Source organism: Noviherbaspirillum sp., assembly GCF_036846085.1.
Lineage (GTDB): Bacteria > Pseudomonadota > Gammaproteobacteria > Burkholderiales > Burkholderiaceae_D > Noviherbaspirillum.
In genome coordinates, this window is record NZ_DAIUCO010000080.1 from 1 (window position 1) to 19294 (window position 19294).

19 protein-coding genes are annotated in these 19294 nt (G+C 58.9%); 5 read left to right on the forward strand and 14 right to left on the reverse strand.

Features of this window, described 5'->3' with window-relative positions:
* Nucleotides 1-66 precede the first annotated feature (66 nt).
* Nucleotides 67-1062 (reverse strand): flagellar motor switch protein FliG, encoded by a 996-nt coding sequence (fliG, locus tag V7080_RS11310; protein WP_334188498.1) that lies wholly within the window; start codon nucleotides 1060-1062, stop codon nucleotides 67-69.
* Nucleotides 1055-2698, reverse strand: coding sequence for a flagellar basal-body MS-ring/collar protein FliF (gene fliF, locus V7080_RS11315; protein WP_334188499.1), 1644 nt, complete (start codon nucleotides 2696-2698; stop codon nucleotides 1055-1057). The genes fliG and fliF overlap by 8 nt, the downstream gene beginning before the upstream one ends.
* A 227-nt stretch (nucleotides 2699-2925) precedes the next feature.
* On the opposite strand from fliF, the gene fliE reads away from it, so the two are divergent.
* The 5 genes from fliE (at nucleotide 2926) to V7080_RS11340 (ending at nucleotide 6965) form a co-directional block, all read left to right on the forward strand.
* Entirely contained in the window at nucleotides 2926-3276 is a 351-nt protein-coding gene (fliE, locus tag V7080_RS11320; RefSeq protein ID WP_334188500.1) for a flagellar hook-basal body complex protein FliE, read from the forward strand.
* 507 nt (nucleotides 3277-3783) lie between these two features.
* On the forward strand, nucleotides 3784-4056 hold the full coding sequence (locus tag V7080_RS11325) for a tlde1 domain-containing protein (RefSeq protein WP_442947216.1): 273 nt from the start codon (nucleotides 3784-3786) through the stop codon (nucleotides 4054-4056).
* The gene (locus tag V7080_RS11330; RefSeq protein ID WP_334188501.1) at nucleotides 4053-4556 is read left to right on the forward strand and encodes a hypothetical protein; all 504 of its coding nucleotides are present in this window, start codon (nucleotides 4053-4055) and stop codon (nucleotides 4554-4556) included. The genes V7080_RS11325 and V7080_RS11330 overlap by 4 nt, the downstream gene beginning before the upstream one ends.
* Nucleotides 4557-5109: 553 nt before the next feature.
* The gene (locus V7080_RS11335; protein WP_334188502.1) at nucleotides 5110-6279 is read left to right on the forward strand and encodes a zinc-dependent alcohol dehydrogenase; all 1170 of its coding nucleotides are present in this window, start codon (nucleotides 5110-5112) and stop codon (nucleotides 6277-6279) included.
* Between the two features lie 26 nt (nucleotides 6280-6305).
* Complete coding sequence (locus V7080_RS11340; RefSeq protein ID WP_334188503.1) at nucleotides 6306-6965, forward strand: hypothetical protein; 660 nt, start codon at nucleotides 6306-6308, stop codon at nucleotides 6963-6965.
* 50 nt (nucleotides 6966-7015) lie between these two features.
* On the opposite strand, the gene V7080_RS11345 is transcribed toward V7080_RS11340, so the two are convergent.
* The 12 genes from V7080_RS11345 to V7080_RS11400 all read right to left on the reverse strand — a co-directional run.
* Nucleotides 7016-7780, reverse strand: coding sequence for a flagellar brake protein (locus tag V7080_RS11345; protein WP_334188504.1), 765 nt, complete (start codon nucleotides 7778-7780; stop codon nucleotides 7016-7018).
* A gap of 44 nt (nucleotides 7781-7824) precedes the next feature.
* Nucleotides 7825-8112: an EscU/YscU/HrcU family type III secretion system export apparatus switch protein gene (locus V7080_RS11350; RefSeq protein WP_334188505.1), complete on the reverse strand. Its 288-nt coding sequence runs from the start codon at nucleotides 8110-8112 to the stop codon at nucleotides 7825-7827.
* A complete protein-coding gene (gene fliK / locus V7080_RS11355) occupies nucleotides 8099-9361 on the reverse strand; it encodes a flagellar hook-length control protein FliK (RefSeq protein WP_334188506.1) in 1263 nt (420 codons plus the stop codon). Before fliK ends, V7080_RS11350 begins: the two co-directional genes overlap by 14 nt.
* A gap of 4 nt (nucleotides 9362-9365) precedes the next feature.
* Complete coding sequence (locus V7080_RS11360; RefSeq protein ID WP_334188507.1) at nucleotides 9366-9701, reverse strand: flagellar protein FliT; 336 nt, start codon at nucleotides 9699-9701, stop codon at nucleotides 9366-9368.
* Nucleotides 9702-9707: 6 nt separating this feature from the next.
* A complete protein-coding gene (fliS, locus tag V7080_RS11365) occupies nucleotides 9708-10208 on the reverse strand; it encodes a flagellar export chaperone FliS (RefSeq protein WP_334188508.1) in 501 nt (166 codons plus the stop codon).
* Between the two features lie 12 nt (nucleotides 10209-10220).
* Entirely contained in the window at nucleotides 10221-12242 is a 2022-nt protein-coding gene (fliD, locus tag V7080_RS11370; protein WP_334188509.1) for a flagellar filament capping protein FliD, read from the reverse strand.
* Between the two features lie 218 nt (nucleotides 12243-12460).
* A complete protein-coding gene (locus V7080_RS11375; protein WP_334188510.1) occupies nucleotides 12461-12832 on the reverse strand; it encodes a flagellar protein FlaG in 372 nt (123 codons plus the stop codon).
* 75 nt (nucleotides 12833-12907) lie between these two features.
* Nucleotides 12908-14359, reverse strand: a complete 1452-nt coding sequence (locus tag V7080_RS11380) for a flagellin N-terminal helical domain-containing protein (RefSeq protein WP_334188511.1) — start codon at nucleotides 14357-14359, stop codon at nucleotides 12908-12910.
* A 315-nt stretch (nucleotides 14360-14674) separates the two neighbouring features.
* Nucleotides 14675-16306 carry a GGDEF domain-containing protein gene (locus V7080_RS11385; RefSeq protein WP_334188512.1) on the reverse strand — a complete coding sequence of 544 codons (1632 nt, stop codon included), beginning with the start codon at nucleotides 16304-16306 and terminating at the stop codon, nucleotides 14675-14677.
* A 119-nt stretch (nucleotides 16307-16425) separates the two neighbouring features.
* Nucleotides 16426-17070: a response regulator transcription factor gene (locus V7080_RS11390; protein WP_334188513.1), complete on the reverse strand. Its 645-nt coding sequence runs from the start codon at nucleotides 17068-17070 to the stop codon at nucleotides 16426-16428.
* Nucleotides 17067-18530, reverse strand: a complete 1464-nt coding sequence (locus V7080_RS11395) for a PAS domain-containing sensor histidine kinase (protein WP_334188514.1) — start codon at nucleotides 18528-18530, stop codon at nucleotides 17067-17069. The genes V7080_RS11390 and V7080_RS11395 overlap by 4 nt, the downstream gene beginning before the upstream one ends.
* A gap of 22 nt (nucleotides 18531-18552) precedes the next feature.
* Nucleotides 18553-19294, reverse strand: a 742-nt coding sequence (locus V7080_RS11400; protein ID WP_334188515.1) for a putative bifunctional diguanylate cyclase/phosphodiesterase, incomplete at its 5' end; no start/stop codon positions are given.

Below are 19294 nucleotides of genomic sequence, written 5' to 3' on the forward strand. Positions count from 1 at the left end.
CCCTGCGAGGGGGAGGGAACCTTTCCAATATGTTTGTTGAAGCGAAAGCGATTCGTGCACAGCCGATCAAATAAACGCATCATCGCCCTTCGATCCCAGCAGGATCTGGCCTTCATCCGCGAGGCGCCGCACGATCTGCAGAATCTCCTTCTGCTGCGCCTCCACCTCCGACAGCCGCACCGGACCTTTCGACTCCAGGTCTTCCCGCATCATCTCGGCGGCACGCTGCGACATGTTCTTGAAGATCTTCTCCCGCAAGTCCTGGCCGGCGCCCTTGAGCGCGACGATCAGCGACTCGGACTGCACTTCGCGCAGCAGCAGCTGGATGCCGCGGTCATCGATGTCGATGATATTCTCGAACACGAACATCTCGTCCATGATCTTTTGTGCCATGTCGTTGTCGTAGTTTTTCAGGTTGTCCATCACCGAGCTTTCAAGCTCGCCCGACAGGAAGTTGAGAATCTCGGCGGCGGCACGCACGCCACCGATCGGCTTCTTCTTCAGGTTCTCGTTGCCGGTCAGGAGCTTGGTCAGCACTTCGTTCAGTTCGCGCAGCGCGGTAGGCTGGATGCCGTCCAGCGTGGCAATGCGCAGCACCACATCGTTGCGCAGGCGTTCCGTGAAATAGGTGAGCACTTCGCAGGCGTGATAGCGCTCCAGGTGGACCAGGATGGTAGCAATGATCTGGGGATGCTCGTTCCGGATCAGGTCGGCCACGGATTGTGCATCCATCCATTTCAGGCTTTCGATCCCGCTGGCATCGCGCGTGCCGAGAATGCGGCTCAGCAGGGAAGCCGCCTTGTCCTCGCCGAGCGCCTTGGTCAGGACAGTACGGATGTATTCGTCGGAATCGACCCCGAGCGATGTGTTCTGCTCGGTCTCGGTACGGAAGTCGTCCAGCACCGCTTCGAGCTGCTCGCTCGGCACGGCTTTCATGCCGGACATGGCCGCACCCAGGCGCTGCACCTCGCGGGGGCCCAGATATTTCATTACTTCGGCTGCTTCCTCCTCGCCCAATGCGAGCATGAGGATGGCGCCTTTCAGGACACCGTCGTCACTCATTTCCCACCCACGCCTTCACAACATTGGCCACCATCTTCGGATCATTCCTCGCCAGCGTCTTTGCCGCATCCAGGTTGTCCTGGTAGGTGCGCGGGCGGGTTCCCATCGGTTCGGTATCGTGCGATAGCTGGACCACGACATCCTCCGGTTCCGGCAGCGCCGCCGGAGGCGGCGGCATCAGTTCGCCACCAATGCGCGCGAGCAGGGGTTTCAATACCTTGAAGAACAGGTACAGCAGCACCAGCCCGGCCACCAGATATTTGCCGACGGTCAGCGCCAGGTCCTGCATGCCGGGCTGCTTCCAGATCGGCGGCTCGACGATGGCTTCCTTCACCGGCTGGGCGAAGGGGCTGTTCACCACGTTCAGGCTGTCGCCGCGTTCCTTGTTGAATCCCATTGCCTCCCTGACCAGGTCGGTGATCTGGGTCTTCTCTGCCTCGGACAGCGGCTTCATCGTCACCTTGCCGGCCTTGTCGACCTCTTTCTTGTAATTGACCACTACCGCCACCGACAGCCGCTTGACGCCGCCCATCGGCTGTTGCACGTAGCGCACAGTCTTGTCGACTTCATAATTGACGGTCATGTCTTTCTGAACCGCCGCCGGCGCGGCTCCGGCGACCGGCGCCGGCGCACCCGCTGCGGGTGCCGTCAGCGGTGCGGTAGAAGGAGCCGGTGGCTGGTTCGACAGCGCTCCCGGCACGCCCGAAGCGGTAGCGCCGCTGCCGTTGACCGATTCGCTGCTTTGCTGGCTGCGTATTGCCGACGCGGCCGGTGTCTGGTTCGGCTTGTAAATTTCCGCCGCCTGCTCGCTATGCGAAAAATCGATATCGGCAGTCGCCTCCGCACGTACATTGTCCGGACCGAGTATCGGGGTGAGGATCGATTCGATGCGCTTGACGATGCTCTGCTGGAGTTCGTCGACATACTTCAGCTGGCTCGGATCGAGCGTATTGCCGTTGGCGTTCCTGCCGGCATCCGACAACAGGGTGCCGTTCTGGTCCACGACGGTGACGTTCTTGATCGGCAGGTCCGGCACGCTGCTGGCCACCAGGTGCACGATGGCGCTGACCTGTTGCGGGTCCATCGTCCGGCCTGCATGCAGGTTCAGCAATACCGACGCGGTCGGTTTCTGCTGGTCGCGCACGAAGACCGATGCTTTCGGCAGGGCGAGATGCACGCGGGCCGCCTGCACCGCCGCAACCGATTGGATCGAGCGGGCCAGCTCACCTTCCAGCGCACGCTGGAAATTGACCTGCTCATGGAACTGGGATACGCCCAGCTTCTGGTTCTCCATCAGCTCGAAACCGACGCTGCCGCCCTTGGGCAAGCCCTGCGATGCCAGCTTGAGGCGTGCATCATGGACCTGCTCGGCCGGCACCAGGATGGCGCCACCGCCTTCGGCGAATTTGTATGGGACATTCATCTGCTGCAACGCAGCGACGATGGCACCGCCGTCGCGGTCCGAGAAGTTGGCGAACAACACGCGGTATTCGGGCTGCTTGCCCCACATCCAGACGGCGGCCATGACAGCGACGACAGCCGCCACGCCGAGCATGAGAAAGAAATTTCGTCCACCGGTGGTCTGCGCAAAGCCGACCAGTCCGGGAGTGACAGCGCCGTCCGCTGCTACTGCCATGATGCGCCTCCCGTGATGAAGTTATCAGTGATCGTTTTGGTCATGATTGTCTAGCCAGATTGCCTTAGCGTGAATTGTCAACTCCCCGGCGATATTTGATCGGCGGAATAGAGCGTTCTTTTTGCTGCTTATCGTCCGAAGGCAGGCGCGCAGGGCTGGTAAGGTAGCGGTGTGAAAAATTGCCGTCATGGCGCGTGCCGGACGGTTCAGCGAAGGAGGACGAAATAATGAAAGTCGGCATCGATACCGGACGCATCGAAGCGATGGTGGCGCAGCTGAAAGCCGCCGCAACGCGTCCGCAAGGCGGCATCAATGGCATTCAGGATGGTGTGGCGACCGGCGAGCCGGTGGCGAAGGCGGATTTCGCCGACGCGCTGAAAGCCAGTCTCGACCAGGTGAACAGCGCCCAGAAGAAATCGGAAACCCTCGGCAAGCAATTCGCCATGGGCGACGACAGCGTGAACCTGTCGGACGTCATGATCTCGATGCAGAAAGCCAGCATCTCCTTCCAGGCGACGGTGCAGGTGCGGAACAAGCTCGTGTCCGCGTATCAGGACATCATGAATATGCAGGTGTAACGCGCAAGCGCGTGACCACGACGCTCACGCGGCGCCAACACTTCTATCGACTTCAGAAATCGTCACTTCAACAGTCTGTTCTATCTCCGGCAACGGTCGGCCATCATTGGTGAAGAACCATCCTGTAACAGCTGGATTCGGCCCACATTTCCATTTCCAATGCTGCTAGAGGCACTTACTTTTTCGCGAATTACCGGGTTGCGCTCTGCAATCGACTGCCACGTCGCCCACCGTTAATTCAGACAGGTATATTGCATTTATTTCATCTTTCTTAGGTAGAATCGGCCCTCTTTGATTTATTTCATAGACAGGGCCGCAACCGATGTTGGAATGCACATTTGAATTGAATGACAAACCGATGAGCGCATTGAAATGCGGCTTTTGGTATTTTCCAGCGTTTTCCGGCAAAGGCGACGCTGTGAATAAAAAAGTAGTGCTTGTGGCGCCGGCTTTGGCGCGATCCCACCCGGGGCTTACTTTGTTGTTGATCGTGAATCCGGAGGGCTCATGGGGCCGCTCTATGATTTGTTTAATGGAAGGCGCGAGTGGTTTTCATTATTGGCCGACGACGGCAAGATTGACGACGAAACGTTCTGCGATAAAGTTGCGCGCACGAGCTTTCGGCTTCACCCGAAAGGCCCATCGGGAGAAAGCCAGGGATGCATCGTCATCGAAGAGGCGCATCGTTTCCCTGACCTGCGCGCACTTTTGAAAACCGCACGCGTTGCACAGATCCCCGGCAGTAGATACACAACATATGCCCGAGTGATGGTCCGATGAAACGGAGTGTTCTGTTTGTATTGTGGCTACTGGCTGGAACATCGGCATTACTTTGGACTTTCTATAATCTCCTGATCGGCGTTGCGTTTTCCGAAGCGCTGTGGACTTTCTATTTCCATCTCTTGGACCAGGAAGATATGGGCCTCGCATCGGACTTGGAAATTCTGACCGTGCTCTTGGTCGGGTTCATCCTTTCGTATTGGATAGGAAGTCGCTATCTTCACGCCGATATGGAAAGTAGGCGACGCTTCGAACATCGGTTCTGGATGATTGTCGGCACCATCGGATTTATCTACTGGTGGAAGAATGCTTCGACAGCCATCCCATTCTCGGAGATGGTTGAGGACATTTATTATCGTATGGTCGACGAACCCACTGATCATATGCTGGTGGCTAATCTTGAATTTCTTACGGTGGTCGTGATGGGTGTTTGCCTGTCTTGGCTAGTCGATCGACTGGTACGCATGGTCAATGCGCATATTGCGTCCCGGAAAAGCTGAAGACGTCCCGGCGTATCAATTTATCCCTCTAGCATTGCCGTTCTGTTGCCGCTGCAGTTTCAGAATGGAGCGGCATACCTCGTCAACTCCTGGTTTCCGCCCGTTTCATCCCTGCCCGATTCGTAGACACGTGTACTGGCATGACGAAAGATGTTCATGTACCCGTTGGTACGCCCAACATTGCCGACCGCATCGCATTGCACCCACAACTCCTGACGTGTTTGCAGCATTAACGATCCGCATTTTCCTGCCAACACTATCATTTTGACATTCTGTTGGGATGCGTCTGCATTCCAAGGGCCTAGAGCCTGATCTGCTCGGTCAAAGATTATCGTCACAAATTTGAGGGTTATTTTGTTATCAAAATTAAATTGAACTTCGGCGTCTCCATTGTTTCTGAATTGTTATCTTTTCCTAGGCTGGGACACGGTTGTATACCTGGGAAAACCGCAGTGGCAAATCAATTTGGGGCATCACAAACCCTGTGGGAACACACATGCCCGAATGCACGACGAGCGACTGCTATCAATGTTCAAACGGATAGGAGAACGATATGTTGGCAATGAATTACAGGGGGCCGTTTCGGGTACGTGCGCAGCAGAAACCCGATCCGGTCATCGAACACCCGAACGACGCGATCATCCGCGTCACGCGGTCCTGCATTTGCGGCTCTGACCTGCATCTGTATCACGGGCTCGTGCCCGACACGCGGGTGGGCATGACGTTTGGTCATGAGTTCACCGGCATTGTCGAGGAGGTCGGACCGTCGGTGCAGAACCTCAAGGTCGGCGACCATGTCCTTGTGCCGTTCAATATTTTTTGCGGGTCCTGTTTCTTCTGTGAGAAGGAGCTGTACGGCAACTGCCATAACACCAATTCCGAAGCGACTGCGGTCGGCGCCATCTACGGGTATTCGCATACCGCCGGCGGCTATGACGGCGGGCAGGCGGAGTATGTCCGCGTGCCGATGGCTGACGTGGGGCCGACCATCATTCCCAAGGACCTGGATGTCGACGATGCGGTATTGCTGACCGATGCCTATCCGACGGGTTATCAGGCCGCGGAAATGGGCGGGATCGAACAGGGCGATACGGTGGTTGTCTTCGGCGCCGGGCCGGTCGGGATTTTCGCCGCCAAGTCGGCATGGCTGCTCGGGGCGGGTCGCGTCATCGTGGTCGACCATGTCGACTACCGGCTCGAGTTCGTGAAGAATTTCGCCCAATGCGAGATCGTCAACTTCAAGGATGTGAGGGACATGGCGCTGCACATCAAGAAGATGACCGACTGGCTGGGCGCGGATGTGTGCATCGATGCCGTCGGCTGCGAGGCCGCCGGCAACGCAATCCAGAGTCTCACAGGGCGTTTCGTTCCGCTGCAGGCGGGAGCGGCCACCGCGCTGCACTGGGCAATCAATTCGGTGCGCAAGGGCGGCACCGTATCGATCGTGGGTGTGTACGGCCCGACGTTCAACGCCGTTCCCATCGGCAATGCGATCAATAAAGGGCTGACGCTGCGCATGAATCAGGCCAGCGTCAAGCGCCACCTTCCGAGACTGATCGAACACATCCAGGCCGGACGTATCGATCCGAAACAGATCATCACCCACCGCGTGCCGCTCGAAGAGATATCGGACGCGTATCACATCTTCTCGAGCAAGCTCGACAACTGCATCAAGACCGTCCTGATCCCGCCCCGGGCTGCCCAGGCCGGACTGATACATTAACCGCCTGCGCGCAAGGAGAACATCTCATGGAAGCAGATCGAAACGAATCCCTACGAACCACCAAGCGGCCGACCGGTGATACGCAATCGTCCGCTAAGGCGCCGGGAGGCGCGCTCGTGCCCAGCCCGCAGCCGCAGCGTGACGCCAGCGGTCAGAACCGGCGCAATCCCAGCCTCAAGAGCAAAGAGGAACATGCGCATATCGAAGGCTGGGCCGCCGACCTCGACCATGCCAACCGGCCGGCGTATCCGATGGAGCGCACGCCGCCGCGGCTGGAAAATGTTCATTGGGATCGGCCGGAGGATCAGCCGGTCAGGATGAAGGTTTATCACTCCACGGAAAGGCAGGGCATCACGCCGGTGTTCGGCACGAGCACCCCGCCGTCCGGGTTGAGCGGGAAGATCCGCGACGTGGCATATGCGATGACGGAGAACGACATCCGCCATTGGCTGCTGCTGCTACTGGCCGATCGTGTGAACATGGTGGAGGGGATCGGCGAAGATCTCATGAACGGCCATGTACCGAACATCTTCGCCGAGATGGGTATCAAGTCCGAGTGGAAGTACAACAGGAATGGACTGATACGGAAGGTCGCGGTTGCGACGGCGGTGGCAGGGCTGGGTTATTACCTGCTCAGGCGCCGAGGCGCGCGGTGGGAGTACAAGGTTCCGAAAACACCGTTGTAATCCCGGATGGTCCGGCACATGGGGCAACACTGACCGCCGTGCCGGGCCCGTCAGTTCATTCCAGTGGCCTTTGCGTTTTGTTCCCGCTCCAGTTTCGTGATGTAGCGCTGCACCGCCGCCAGCATCGGCTTGGGCAGGTCCACGAACAGGCAGCCGATGCGTCGGCTGGTCTTTCCATTTGGCAGGGTCGAGTCGTAGCAATTGCGGATTTGCAGCGTGGCGACGACGAGCGTGCCGCCGGGCAGGTCGATCCGGCAATCCTTGTAAATGTGGCCGATGGTGTTGTCCAGCAGCCGCTTTTCGTCGACGATCGCTATGCCGCCGCCGCTGACATTCTGCAGCGGCACCACGACGGTCGACGCCGAATTGCCGTCCTCGCGCGGAATCTGGATGGTGCAGCGAAGCGGATTGGCGATCGGCGTCGGGACACGGTAATGTTCGCGTCGCTGCAGCCGGACCACGCTGGTCGGAAGATCGATGCACAAGGCGGGCAGGTCACCGTAGATGCACTCGGAAAGCCGGGGTGCGAAGAACAGGATGCGGATATTGTCTAGCACGGTTTCGAAGGCGATGTTTTCACTTTCCAGCATCCGCTGATTCACCGCATTGCTCGGTGCGCGGTCGATCACGACGATGCCGCTTTCATCTTCGACTTCGAGGACGGTCGTAATGACAGCGTCGGCGCCACCGTCCGCATGCATGGTGAGAATCTGTTTCCGTTCCTGCAGGGCGCGTAGCAGCGTGACGATTTCACGACGCGAATTGACCTGGTAAGGCGTCAAATCCTCGACACCGAAATTCCTGTTTAATGCCATCTGCTTATCCTGATCTACAAAGTGTGAGGCTGCCGCACGGCTTTTCAGTTCGCCTGTTTCCCGTCTTGCCGGGCGGCTTCGATATGGTATAGCCATGCCAGCAATTCCGCCACTGCGCGATACAGCGCAGGCGGTATGTGTTGGTCCAGGTCCACCTGCATCAGCAGGGCGACCAATTCCCTCGATTCATGCACGAATACGCCATGTTCCTTCGCGCGGGCGATGATCTGCTCGGCGATCAGGCCGCGGCCGCGCGCCACCACCTTCGGCGCGAGATCGCCGCTCTGGTAGGCGAGGGCGACCGCGTTTTGCCGAGAGTCAGGGTGTTTCATTGACCTTTACCATGAAATGATCCAGCGGTGAGCCGGCTGTCAGCATCGCGTCGGCGAGCGCTGCGCCATGGGCACGAAGCGCCTCGGCGGTGTCCTCCGATGCCGCACTGACCCGGACCTGCACCCGGTCGCCGCTGAGGATGATCCTGGCCGCGACCGGTCCCAACGTGGGGAGTTCGAAGCGCACAACGCTCGTCCAGGACGCCTGGTCATAGTCCACCCCGCCGGCGCCATCCTTGCCGACCGCGTTCTCGCGCGTCGCCGTTTGCCTGCCGACTTCCCATTGCATCGGCACGCCTGGCCACAGCTCGCCTTGCCAGCGCACCTGTTGCTGCTCCAGAGTGTGCAGTTGCAGATTGACGATGCGTGCCGCCTCCGGCTTGATCGTCTCCGGCGCTGATGTGTTCTGTGCAACCCCGTGCTGTCCGGAGTCATCCGCCGCGGGCTTGTTATACACCAGCACGTCCGCATCGAGATCCTTGTTTTGCGGCAGACCTTGCATGTCGCGCAACCGGCTCAGTAGTTCGACATCGTTTGCCAAATCGGGTAGCAGACTTTCGGCCGCGTGCCGGGTTTCGGTGTTGCCGGACGGAGTGGACGGGGAGGCCGACAAAAGTCGCGCATCGGGTGCCGCGACATCACCACCGGTAGTGCCTCTCGCTGCCATGCCGTGCCCATGTTCGGCCAGCGCCGCCTGCGGTTCCTGCAGCAGGGACGCCAACGGCCGGCGTCCGGTGGCCCATTCATGCAAATGGGATTCATAAAACACGCCGCTTTCGGCGACTTCACTCTGCAGTCGCGCGGCGACGTGTTGCGGGTCGATATCCGATGCCGTCGTCGCCAAAGGGGTCTTCGCCACCACGGATGCCTGGGTATTGTCCTGGCGCGCCAGCTGCAAAATCTGATCGATCAACCGGCCGGCAGGGCTGACCGATGCGGTGTCCACCATGGTCTGCTGGAGCAGCAAGAAGGTAGGGCGTGGCCCCTTGGACACGAGGGCCATTGGCAGGTTGTCGCCGACGCGCGTGCCGACCGGCAAAGCCATGCGCGCGGCGGTGTCGCCGACCTTGACCGAGAACGTGCCGTCATCGAACCGCGACTGCACGGTCGCCAGCAATTCCTTTCCAAGAGCGATCTGCGTCAGGCGATGGAAAATATCCTGGCGGGCGTCGGCGCTTGCAAGAACAGGCGTCGCCGCTTCGACCGCAATAACGGGCCGGGATGTCCTGAGGTCGGCCCGGGGCAGCATGCTGTTAACCGGACTGGCCGGAACCGTAGGCCTTGGATAGCTTGCGCTCGGCGCCGGTACTGTTGATCATGGCTGACAGCTGCGCCATCCATGGCTCGGTGAGATTGCGGATCTGGCGGTCGTCCTCCAGGATCTTGCGGATGATGCGCGCCTTCTGTTCGCGTGCCGATCCGGTCATCGGCTCCCGCGGCTCTGCATTGCGGATGATGTCGACCTGACTGGAACAGCGTGATTCGAGCGCGGCCAGCCGTTCCCAATCGCTCTCGCGCGCGGCGGCCAGCATCTGGTCGGTAATGACGGCGACATTCTCGTAAAGCGAAATGATTTCCTGACTAGTCATCGAATCTCAAGCCTTTACCAAACGGGATTGCATCGGGGCGAGGGTATCGTAGGCGGACGCTTTCGGTGCGCTCTGCACGGCGGGCTGGACCGGCGGCTGGGCTGATGCGGTCGATTGGGTCGGCGCAATGGACTCCCAGGCGTCCTTCAGGCCTCTCAGCAATTGATAGACTTCATCCAGGATCGCAGGCTGGTTTTTCAGGTTGGCGATCACCAGCCGGTTGCTCATGTATTCATACAGCGAATCGAGGTTGAGCGCGATCTCGCCGCCCACCTTTTTGTCGAGGCTGGCCCGCAGGCCTTCATCGATGATGGTGATCGCCTTGGAGATCGACTTGCCCTTGGCCTGGACGTCGCCGGCCTGCATCTGCTGAATGGCGGCACTGATGGCGACCATGGCGCCTTCGAACAACATCACGATCAGCTTGTGCGGACTGGCCGCCGCGACACCGGTTTCGACACCGACCCGGGCATAGGCGTTCGCGCCGCTATTCGTTGATCCAAACATCGTGTATCCCCTTTATTCTACTTTCGGCAAGTTGGCCAATTGTTGCTGCAAAAAATTGCTGGTGCTGCTCATGCTGCTGATCGCGGTGTCAAGCGCGAGGAACTGCGCCCGATAGCGTCGTTCCGTTTCCGCGAGGCGGTTGTTGATCGCTTCGCGGCTGCGGTCAAGATCCTTGATACTGTTGTCGATGCCCTTGGTCCTGCCGGAGATCAGGCCGGACGACCCCAGATAGCTGTCGACCAGCTTGCTGAGCTGGTCGGCGAAACCACGCGAAAACGTAACCAGGCCGCGATTGCCGGGGGCGCCGCCAGTAATCTCGAGTTTCAGGCCCTCCGATGCCACGCCGCCGGCCGCCGTCAGTGTCTGGCCTGATCCCGTCCCCGCTGCACCGTCAATCATTCCCGCGATATCGGTGCCCACCGCAGCTGTAGGTCCGGCGCCGAAGAGTGCCGACGACGCAGTGCCGGTTCCGCTGGCGATGCTGACACTCGAGGTCGAGCCGTAGCGCGAGGAAGTGAGCTTCAGAAAACCATTGCCATCGACGGTGGCGGTCGTCGAGAAACCTGCCGAACTGAATGCCGAGGTGCCGTTGATGGCCGACTGCAGCAGTGCGGCAAGCTGGGATGCATTGTAGGAGCCGGCGGTCAGCGCGACGCTGGCAGTCGTGCCGTTCAGCGTGACGTTGAGCGATGTGCCGGGATCGATAACTGTCGACGCGGCGTTGAGATCCTTGTTTCCTGTCAATGCGCCTTGCGTCGCAAGCGCGCTTACGCTGACTGCATACTGGCCCGGTTTCGTGGCGGCGCTGGAGCCGACCACCGAAGTCAGGCTGTCGGTGCTGGAGCCGACCGCGGCAAACAATTTGCCCACATCGGCGACATTGGCGTTGACGGCGGCTTGCAGCTTGGCGGAGTCTACCGCGAGGGAACCATCTTTCTGGAAACTGACGCCGATATCGGAGAGCGTCCTGTATGCGCCGCTGCCATCGGTGATGGCGGTCGACAGCATCTGACGGAGTCCGTTCTGGACCGTCCGTACGGTTGGATCTCCCAGCAGCAGCCCCGCGACCTTGGTATTGGCATCGTAGGAAGTCAGTTTTTTCAGCGTCGTGTTGATGTCATTGAACGACTTCACAAATCCGTTCACCGCGGATGTGACGGCGGCGGTGTCGCGGTTCACCGACAGCGTGGTGCTTCCGGTCTTGGAGATATTGAGGCTGACGCCCTGGATCGCTTCATCAACGGTTTTGCTTGCGCTGTTGATGGTGATGCCGTTGACGGTCATCACGGTATTCTGGGCGACGCTGCTCTCGGTCATCTTCTGACCGCCCGCGTTGGCCGGATCATAGGCGAGCAGGTTCTGCAACGTAGCGTCTCCGGACACCGATATCTTCATGCTCGACGTCTGGCCGGTTTTGCTCGACGTGAAAACAAGATAGTTCGGCGTAGCGCTGCCGTCCGACACGATCGTTGCTGTCACGCCGATATTGGCCTTGTTGACTGCATCGCGTATCCCCTGCAGCGTATTGTTACTGCTGTCGATGGTGACGGTGCCCGTCCCGCGTGTCGCATCCTGGGTGAATGTCGTGCCCACAGGATAAACGCCGCCGGTTGGCGTCGTGCCGCCGCCGATCGTACCGAACTGAAAGGTGAGGGTGGTCGCCGTGCCGCTACCGATGGTGGCCGACGTGGTGGATTGGGCCGCCGTCTTGATGGTTTGCGCCTGCGCGAGTGAGGTAATGTTCAGGTTATAGCTGCCGGGTACCGCCTTGCCGCCTGCCGATGCGGACACAATCGTGGAATCACCGGCAGTCGCGGTCAGCGCCTGGAATTTGGCTGTCGTGGTCAATCCGGAAAGAGCACCCTGGAAAGCGCCGAGCGCGCCGCTGACATTCCCATAGGCGGCAAGCTTGGCCTGGAAATTGGCTTCCTTCTTGGCCAGCGCCGTCAGCGGCTGCGACTCCACCGCCATCAGCTGCTTGATGATGCTGTTGACATCCAGATTGGAACCGATGCCTGGGGAAGAAAGCGCCACCGCGGACTCCTGCGAAAATGTGATCTGACTATATCCTGTTATCGGCAGGGCCAATCCGGACTTTAGAGGAGGAATTACCCGCCTGTTTCCAAAGGAGCAAACCGCTCGGCGGCAACACGGAAGGGCATGGTGGGAACATGCAGGCGGAATATTGCGGCGGCAGAATGCCTTGCCTGTTCGACAAGCAAATGCGGAAGAGCAGCGCTACGCGGTACGGGTTAAGCCTGTTGCTTGATCAGCACACCTTGCATGCGATCCAGTGCTTTAGCGATTTCAAGCGCCTCTTTCGAGGGCATCTGGCGAATCACCTCATTCGTCTCCTGATCCACGACCTTAACAATCGTCCGGTTGCTTTCTTCATCGACCGAAAATTCCAGAGTCTGGGACATCGCCTTCATCGTACTGTTGAGATTCTGGATTGCCGACTTCAATTGTTCCTGGCTTGGTACCGTTGCCGTTTCGGCAACGGCCGACGCGGTTTCGACCAAAGTTGCGGTCGATCTGGTTGTTGCCGGCGTGCCGGATGCGGCGGATACGGGGCTGCGTTCCACCTGCGATGGGCCTTGGGTTACGAGTGTACGAACATCCATGACAAACTCCCTAATGGGAAAAAACCCGGTCGGTGAAAACCGACCGGGTTATAAGGCGACTTGTCGGTTTCCCGATTAGCCTCTGAGCAGGGAGAGCACGCCATTCGGCAGCGAGTTCGCCTGTGCCAGCATTGCGGTACCAGCTTGTTGCAGGATCTGGCCGCGGGTCAGTGTTGCGGTTTCCGAAGCGAAGTCGGTATCCTGGATCCGGCTGCGCGATGCGGACAAGTTCTCCGATGTTGTCTGGAGGTTCGAGATCACCGAGCTGAAACGGTTCTGGATCGCGCCGAGATCAGCGCGGCTGCCGTTGACCGATGCAAGGGCAGAGTCGATTACGCTCAATGCACTTTGTGCTCCTGCAGCGGTGCTCAGCGTCATGCCGGCCAGCGACTGGAACGAGCTGGTGTTGGTGCCGGCGAGTGCGAACACATCGGCGTTGGCGTTTGCCGTGTCGATGCGGCCCTTGCTGCTGGACAGTGTCACTGTGCCTGTTTTGATGGACGAATCGTTGCCGCCAGTGGTGAGCGTTGTTCCGGAGAAGTTTGCGTTTGCGCCAAGGAAGTTCTCGATGGCGATATCACGACCGTCAGTGGTTGTGAGTGTCAGCGACGCTTTCGAAGAAGTGCTCGAGAAGTTCGCTGTAATACCTGTGCTGCTGCTGGCGCCGTTGATGGCTGCTTGCAATTCAGTCAAGTCGGTTGGATCGGCGACCGTTGCAGAGATTGCCGTGCTTCCCAAAGTAAAGGAAATCGCACCGCCGGCACTGAGGCCGCTCAGAGTTGCGCTATTCTCCGCAGTCGCAGTGACACCAACACCTGAAGCAGCAGTATTGATTGCTGCAGCAATCGTCTTCGCGTCTGCTCCGGCTGCATAAGAAATTGCAGCAGTAGTGCCGCCATTAGCAGTGCTAATTGTTAAATCAGCCTCAACAAGAATGCCGTTACCGAGAGCATTCGTAGCAGCAGCTGCCGTTGTGTCGCCAGTACGTGTGCCATTCAGCGTCATGGTGTTCGAGCCGAGTGCAGTTGCACGTGCATCGCCGATGGAACCCACGCGGATTGTCTGGTTCGCATTCGCGCCAACCTGGAAATCCTGGTTTGCAAAGCTGCCGTCCAGCAGGTTCACGCCGTTGAAGGCAGTCTGTCCGGCCACACGGGTGATTTCTGCGACCAGCTGCGATGCTTCCGCATTCAGCGCGTTACGGTCGGAAGCGCTGTTGGTAGCGTTGGCGGACTGAACAGCCAGTTCGCGGATGCGCTGCAGGTTGTTGCCGATTTCGCCGAGTGCGCCTTCAGCTGTCTGCGCCAGCGAGATACCGTCGTTGGCGTTACGTGCTGCCTGGTTCAGGCCCTTGATCTGCGATGTGAAACGGCTGGAAATTGCCAGGCCGGCGGCGTCGTCCTTGGCGCTGTTGATGCGCAAGCCGGAAGACAGACGCTGCAGGGCGGTTTCGAGGCCGGCGGAAGACGTGCTGAGATTGCGCTGTGCATTCAACGATGCGATGTTGGTATTGATGAATGAAGCCATGTTGATTCTCCTAGTTGGGTGCGAAGGTTCCGCCTTGAGCGTTATCCACTTTGGTCCGCCTCCCTGTTTCTCGAGGCTTGCAAACCGCTGTTGTAAGTTGTAACGAACGGAACTGGAAAAACTTTAGGACTCGAAAGCGATTATTTTTTCAGTGCCGTCCGTACTCAAGCCGGACACTTGCTTCTTCGGATCAATTGGAAAAATCTTTAGCGCTTTTTCAACCGGTTCCCGGCGCAAGATTGTCGGTTTGGCATCAATATGCCGGAACAGCTTAAAAGGAGGCGGCAGGAAGCCGGTGCAAAAGGCGAGGGAGAATCAGTTTGCGGCGATGACGCGGTTCTTGCCGGCGTTCTTCGCTTGATAGAGCGCCGTATCGGCGCGCTGGATCAGGGAGGCCTGGTCTTCGCCGGGTATATATATGGCGACGCCGGCGCTAAAGGTGATCAGCAGGCGCTCGTTGTTGTACAGGAAAATGCGTTTCGTCAGTTCGCGCTGCAACCGGGTGACGGTCTGCATGGCATCGTCAAGGTGGGTGTCCGGCAGAACGATCAGGAATTCCTCGCCGCCGAAACGGGCGATCACGTCCATCGTCCGCAACGTGTCCTTGATGACCCGCACCAGGTGGACCAGTGCCTGGTCGCCCGCGGAATGGCCATGGGTGTCGTTGAGGCGCTTGAAGTCGTCGAGGTCGAGCAGGCCGATGCACAGGGGCGACTTGCGCCTGTCCGCGCGCGCCAGTTCCCTGCTGAAGACATCGTCGAGGCCACGCCGGTTGAGGCTGCCGGTCAGCTGGTCCTCCCGCACGAGTTCGCTCATCTGCTCGAGCTTGGTTTCCAGATCATTGATGCGTGCCTCGGCTTCCTGCACTTCCTTGCGTACTGTGATCATTTCATCGCGCGAGCGCAGCGCTTCGGTCTGGGCGGTACGGGTGTCACGCATGACATCGTCGAGTATCTTGTTCAGCTCGGTGATGTCTGTCGCTTTGCCGATCTTCTGCGAATACACGTCGATCTTCTTGTGATAGTCACCAGTGCTCGCGGCAATCAATCCAAGCTGATCGATAAAGGTCAGCATCATGGTCTTGACGGTGACTTTCGCTTCAGCAAGGCTATGCTTCAACAGCCCTTGCTTATAAATGACTTCCTTCAGGCTGCGTGTCGCATCCATCAGTGCTGCGTGGCTGATCGGACCGGCAAGTATGTCTTTCACAGTGGCGATCTGGCCGCTCAGCCAGGAGTCGTCCTCCAGCAATTCGCTGACATTTTCCAGCAGCAGATTGAACAGGCGCAGGAGCAGCTCGTGTTCCTCTGCCATGTCGCCGCTTTTCAGTTCGATCTTGAAGCAGAGCTGTTTCAGCCGTCCGCCTGCTTCATGCAATTCCTGTTCGGAGCGGGCAATCTTGATCGACTCCGCCAAGGCTTCCGATTCCCGGGCGAGTTCCGGCGCCCCCTGCAGCAGCGAGCTGACCGCCAGCGTCAAGGTCCGGATCAGCAAGTCGCGCAGCATGCGAGTTTGATTGTCGTCGGAAAAGGACAGGCCGGGCCGGCGCGCGGCTGGCACCGGTGCTTCGGCGGCAGGCACCAATGACGTACCGGGCACCGGTGCAGGCGCCTGCGCTTGCACCTCATTGGTCTGTGCACTTTTTTTCAGGTACTCGGCAACGAGGAGATTCAGTTCCCGATTGGTATCCGCCCAGTTGCGGCCTTCGATCGCGCGCGTGAATCGCCGAACCAGTTCATCGGAGGATGCCGAGATGTCCGACAAACTGGATGCGACCGCGGCCAGCATCTGCTCCGCGCCAGGCTGCGACACCTGGCCTGCGATTTCTTCATATACTTGCCGGTAGGCGTCCGGAGTAGGGGCGATACGCCGCGCGCCGAGCCGGCGAAATGCTTCGCGGGCAATATCGGCAGGGGTTTGTCCGGCAGGCTTTTCTTTTTCTTGCATGGCGTCACTGCAATCGCGGAAGGTATTTCCCAATTTGATGCCATGCTACACCAGCGAAGCCGCCCCCCAATTGCGGATCAGCGGCAAAAAGCCGATGTAATTCGAAGCTTTAAGTGTCTTTACTCAACCAGGTGATTCTTGATCGCGTAGTGGGTCAGCTCGGCGTTATGCCGCAATTTCATTTTTTGCAACAGGCGTGAACGATACATGCTGATGGTCTTGACGGACAGCGAAAGCTCTTCGGCAATGTCGCTCACCGCCTTCCCGGAAGCGATCATCACAAGAGTTTGGTATTCGCGGTCCGACAAGGTTTCATGCGCGGGTACCTCGCGGTCCTCGCCGATCTGGTTGGCGAGTTCCTGTGCGAGTGCGGCACTGATGTACTTGCGCCCGGCGGCCACCTGCCGGATGGCATCCACCAGCTGATCCGGCGCGCTCTGCTTGTTCAGGTAACCTGAGGCGCCCGCTTTCAGCGCCCGGATCGCGTACTGGTCCTCGCGGTGCATCGACAGCATGAGAACGGCCAGTTTCGGCGTTTCTTTCTTGACCTGCTTGAGTACTTCGATGCCGCTTCGGTCCGGCATCGATATATCCAGCAGAAGTACGTCGGCCCCTTTGCGGGCAAGCTTCACCGCTTCCGCACCGTTCTCGGCGTGCCCGGTAACGACGATATCGCGGGTATCCGCAAGAATCTGTTTCAATCCCTCCCGGACGATCGCATGGTCATCGGCGATCAGGATCTTGATGGTTCCTTGTGCTGTCATGATGCGGCCTTCATTAGAAGCTCTTCTGAAACTGTCAATGGGATGCGCAGCGCTACGACGCTGCCGCCCGACGGTGCATTGCCGACGGTAAGGTTACCACCCAGTGCGCTTGCCCTCTCGATCATGCCCCGGATGCCGAAGGACTTGGGTTTCAACCTGTCGGTGGCGCCAATTCCGCGGCCATTGTCCATGATCTCCAGCCGGACATTGCGGTTGGTGCGGACCAGCTTGACGGTGACGTGGTCGGCATTCGCATGCTTGCCGATATTGGTAAGCGCTTCCTGGAAAATCCGGAACAGCGCCGTCGCCTGGTCGGAATGCAGATCGATGTCCTTCTTGTTCGACGTAAATTCGCAGGAAATGCCAAACTGCTTTTCAAACTCCGCTGCTTGCCATTCGATCGCCGCGACGATACCGATGTCGAGGATGCTCGGCCTCAGGTCGACGGCAATACGATGCACGGCCTCGATTGTTCGGTCCACCAGCGAATCGACATAGACCGCCTTCTCCAGCAGCGCCGGCTCATCCTTCGGAAGCCTGCGCACCATCAGCGACAATGCCATCTTGATGGCAGTCAGGTTGCCGCCGAGATCGTCATGGATTTCCCGTGCGATCCGCGTCCGCTCGTTCTCCTTTACCGTTTCCACATGCGCCGACAGCTCTGCGAGCTGCGCGCGCGATCGCTCGATCTCCGCCTGCTCCAGCTTGCTCTGCGTAATATTGGTCATGATGCCTTCCCATTGCACGCCTTGGCCGGGCAGGGCGCGCGGCGTGCTGCGCAGATTGATCCACTTGATGTCTTTCCATTTCTCGATCCAAAGCCGGCCTTCCCAGTTCCATCCCTTCATCGTCGCCGCGGACGACGTCATCGTCTGGAGATAGGAAGCGCGGTCTTCAGGCAGGATAAGATCAAGAAAAAGCGATGAGTCGGCACGGAGGCGTTCGGCGGTAATGCCCAGCAGCGCATGGCATCCGTCGCTCAAGTAAGGAAACGACACGCTCCCGTCAGGTCGAAGCAGGAACTGGTACACCAGTCCGGGCGTATTGGACACGATAGCGCGGAATCGCGCTTCGCTCACGCCGAGCGCCTTGGCTGATTCATGCCGCGCGCTGATATCGTTGCCGATCGCGATGAACGCCGGCGACCGGCCGGTCGCGCAATGGAACAAGCGGAATTCGACCGGATACTCGGTGCCGTCCTTGCGCGTATGCCTGGTTTCGAGGGTTGCGCGACTTGCATCACCGGTCTTCAGCGCACGGAGTGTTTCCTCCAGTGTCTCCGGCGACAGGCCTGGTGCAATATCCAGTGGTGTCATTCGTGCCAGCTCGGCCACTGAATATTGCAGGTTCTTCCGCGCCGCGTGATTGACCTGGATAAAGCGCAGGGTCGCGCAATCGATGACGTAGATTTCGCTGAACGAACCCTGCATCACAATCGGAAGCCATTCTGCAAGCATCATGCTCTTGTCTTTCTTATCGATGTCAATGTGAGGCCAGCATCGGTTGGCGGGTCAGGAATGCGGGCGGCGTCCAGTTCGCAAGCCATGCGGGCAATTGATCCGCCGGCATCGGCCTGCTGATGAAATAACCCTGCCCGATGTCGCAACCCAGGCGTGCAAGCAGCTCCCAAACTGCCTCGTTTTCCAGGCCTTCAGCGACGACTTTCAAGCCCATATTGTGGCCCAAGTCGATCGTCGAGCGGACAATTTTCGTGTCGTCCGCATCCTGTTCCATTTTCATCACGAACGACTTATCGATCTTCAGTTCATCGACCGGCAATCGCTTCAGGTAAGCCAGCGACGAATAGCCTGTGCCGAAATCATCGATCGACAAGTCAACGCCCATCGCATGCAACTTTTCCAGGGTCTGCAGGGCGCGAACCGGATCATCCATGATGGAGCTCTCGGTGATCTCGAGGCAAAACCGGGAGGAGGGGACTGCATGACGCTCGAGTATGCTGCCAAACTTTGCCGGCAAGTCTTGGTCGAGCAGGTCGCGCGTCGAGATGTTCACCGATATGCGCAACGGGAAGCCGCGCTTCTCCAGCTCGCTGCAAAGTGCCGCGGATTGTTCCAGCATCCATTGCGTCAGGATGCGAATGAAGCCGGATTTTTCTGCGAACGGGATGAAACTGTCGGGGAATACCAGTCCCTTGTCGGGATGCGCCCAGCGCACCAGTGCTTCCATGCCGACGACTTCGCCGCTGTCAAGCATCACCTTCGGC

Bases quoted from the DNA above. Each gene is read 5' to 3' on its own strand.
- fliF (WP_334188499.1), bottom strand. From the start codon at position 2,698: ATGGCAGTAGCAGCGGACGGCGCTGTCACTCCCGGACTGGTCGGCTTT.
- V7080_RS11375 (WP_334188510.1), bottom strand. From the start codon at position 12,832: ATGGATGTTCGTACACTCGTAACCCAAGGCCCATCGCAGGTGGAACGC.
- V7080_RS11340 (WP_334188503.1), top strand. From the start codon at position 6,306: ATGGAAGCAGATCGAAACGAATCCCTACGAACCACCAAGCGGCCGACC.
- V7080_RS11335 (WP_334188502.1), top strand. From the start codon at position 5,110: ATGTTGGCAATGAATTACAGGGGGCCGTTTCGGGTACGTGCGCAGCAG.
- V7080_RS11380 (WP_334188511.1), bottom strand. From the start codon at position 14,359: ATGGCTTCATTCATCAATACCAACATCGCATCGTTGAATGCACAGCGC.
- V7080_RS11345 (WP_334188504.1), bottom strand. From the start codon at position 7,780: ATGGCATTAAACAGGAATTTCGGTGTCGAGGATTTGACGCCTTACCAG.
- V7080_RS11350 (WP_334188505.1), bottom strand. From the start codon at position 8,112: ATGAAACACCCTGACTCTCGGCAAAACGCGGTCGCCCTCGCCTACCAG.
- V7080_RS11360 (WP_334188507.1), bottom strand. From the start codon at position 9,701: ATGACTAGTCAGGAAATCATTTCGCTTTACGAGAATGTCGCCGTCATT.
- V7080_RS11395 (WP_334188514.1), bottom strand. From the start codon at position 18,530: ATGATGCTTGCAGAATGGCTTCCGATTGTGATGCAGGGTTCGTTCAGC.
- fliG (WP_334188498.1), bottom strand. From the start codon at position 1,062: ATGAGTGACGACGGTGTCCTGAAAGGCGCCATCCTCATGCTCGCATTG.
- V7080_RS11325 (WP_442947216.1), top strand. From the start codon at position 3,784: ATGGGGCCGCTCTATGATTTGTTTAATGGAAGGCGCGAGTGGTTTTCA.
- V7080_RS11330 (WP_334188501.1), top strand. From the start codon at position 4,053: ATGAAACGGAGTGTTCTGTTTGTATTGTGGCTACTGGCTGGAACATCG.
- fliS (WP_334188508.1), bottom strand. From the start codon at position 10,208: ATGTTTGGATCAACGAATAGCGGCGCGAACGCCTATGCCCGGGTCGGT.
- fliE (WP_334188500.1), top strand. From the start codon at position 2,926: ATGAAAGTCGGCATCGATACCGGACGCATCGAAGCGATGGTGGCGCAG.
- fliK (WP_334188506.1), bottom strand. From the start codon at position 9,361: ATGCTGCCCCGGGCCGACCTCAGGACATCCCGGCCCGTTATTGCGGTC.
- V7080_RS11390 (WP_334188513.1), bottom strand. From the start codon at position 17,070: ATGACAGCACAAGGAACCATCAAGATCCTGATCGCCGATGACCATGCG.
- V7080_RS11385 (WP_334188512.1), bottom strand. From the start codon at position 16,306: ATGCAAGAAAAAGAAAAGCCTGCCGGACAAACCCCTGCCGATATTGCC.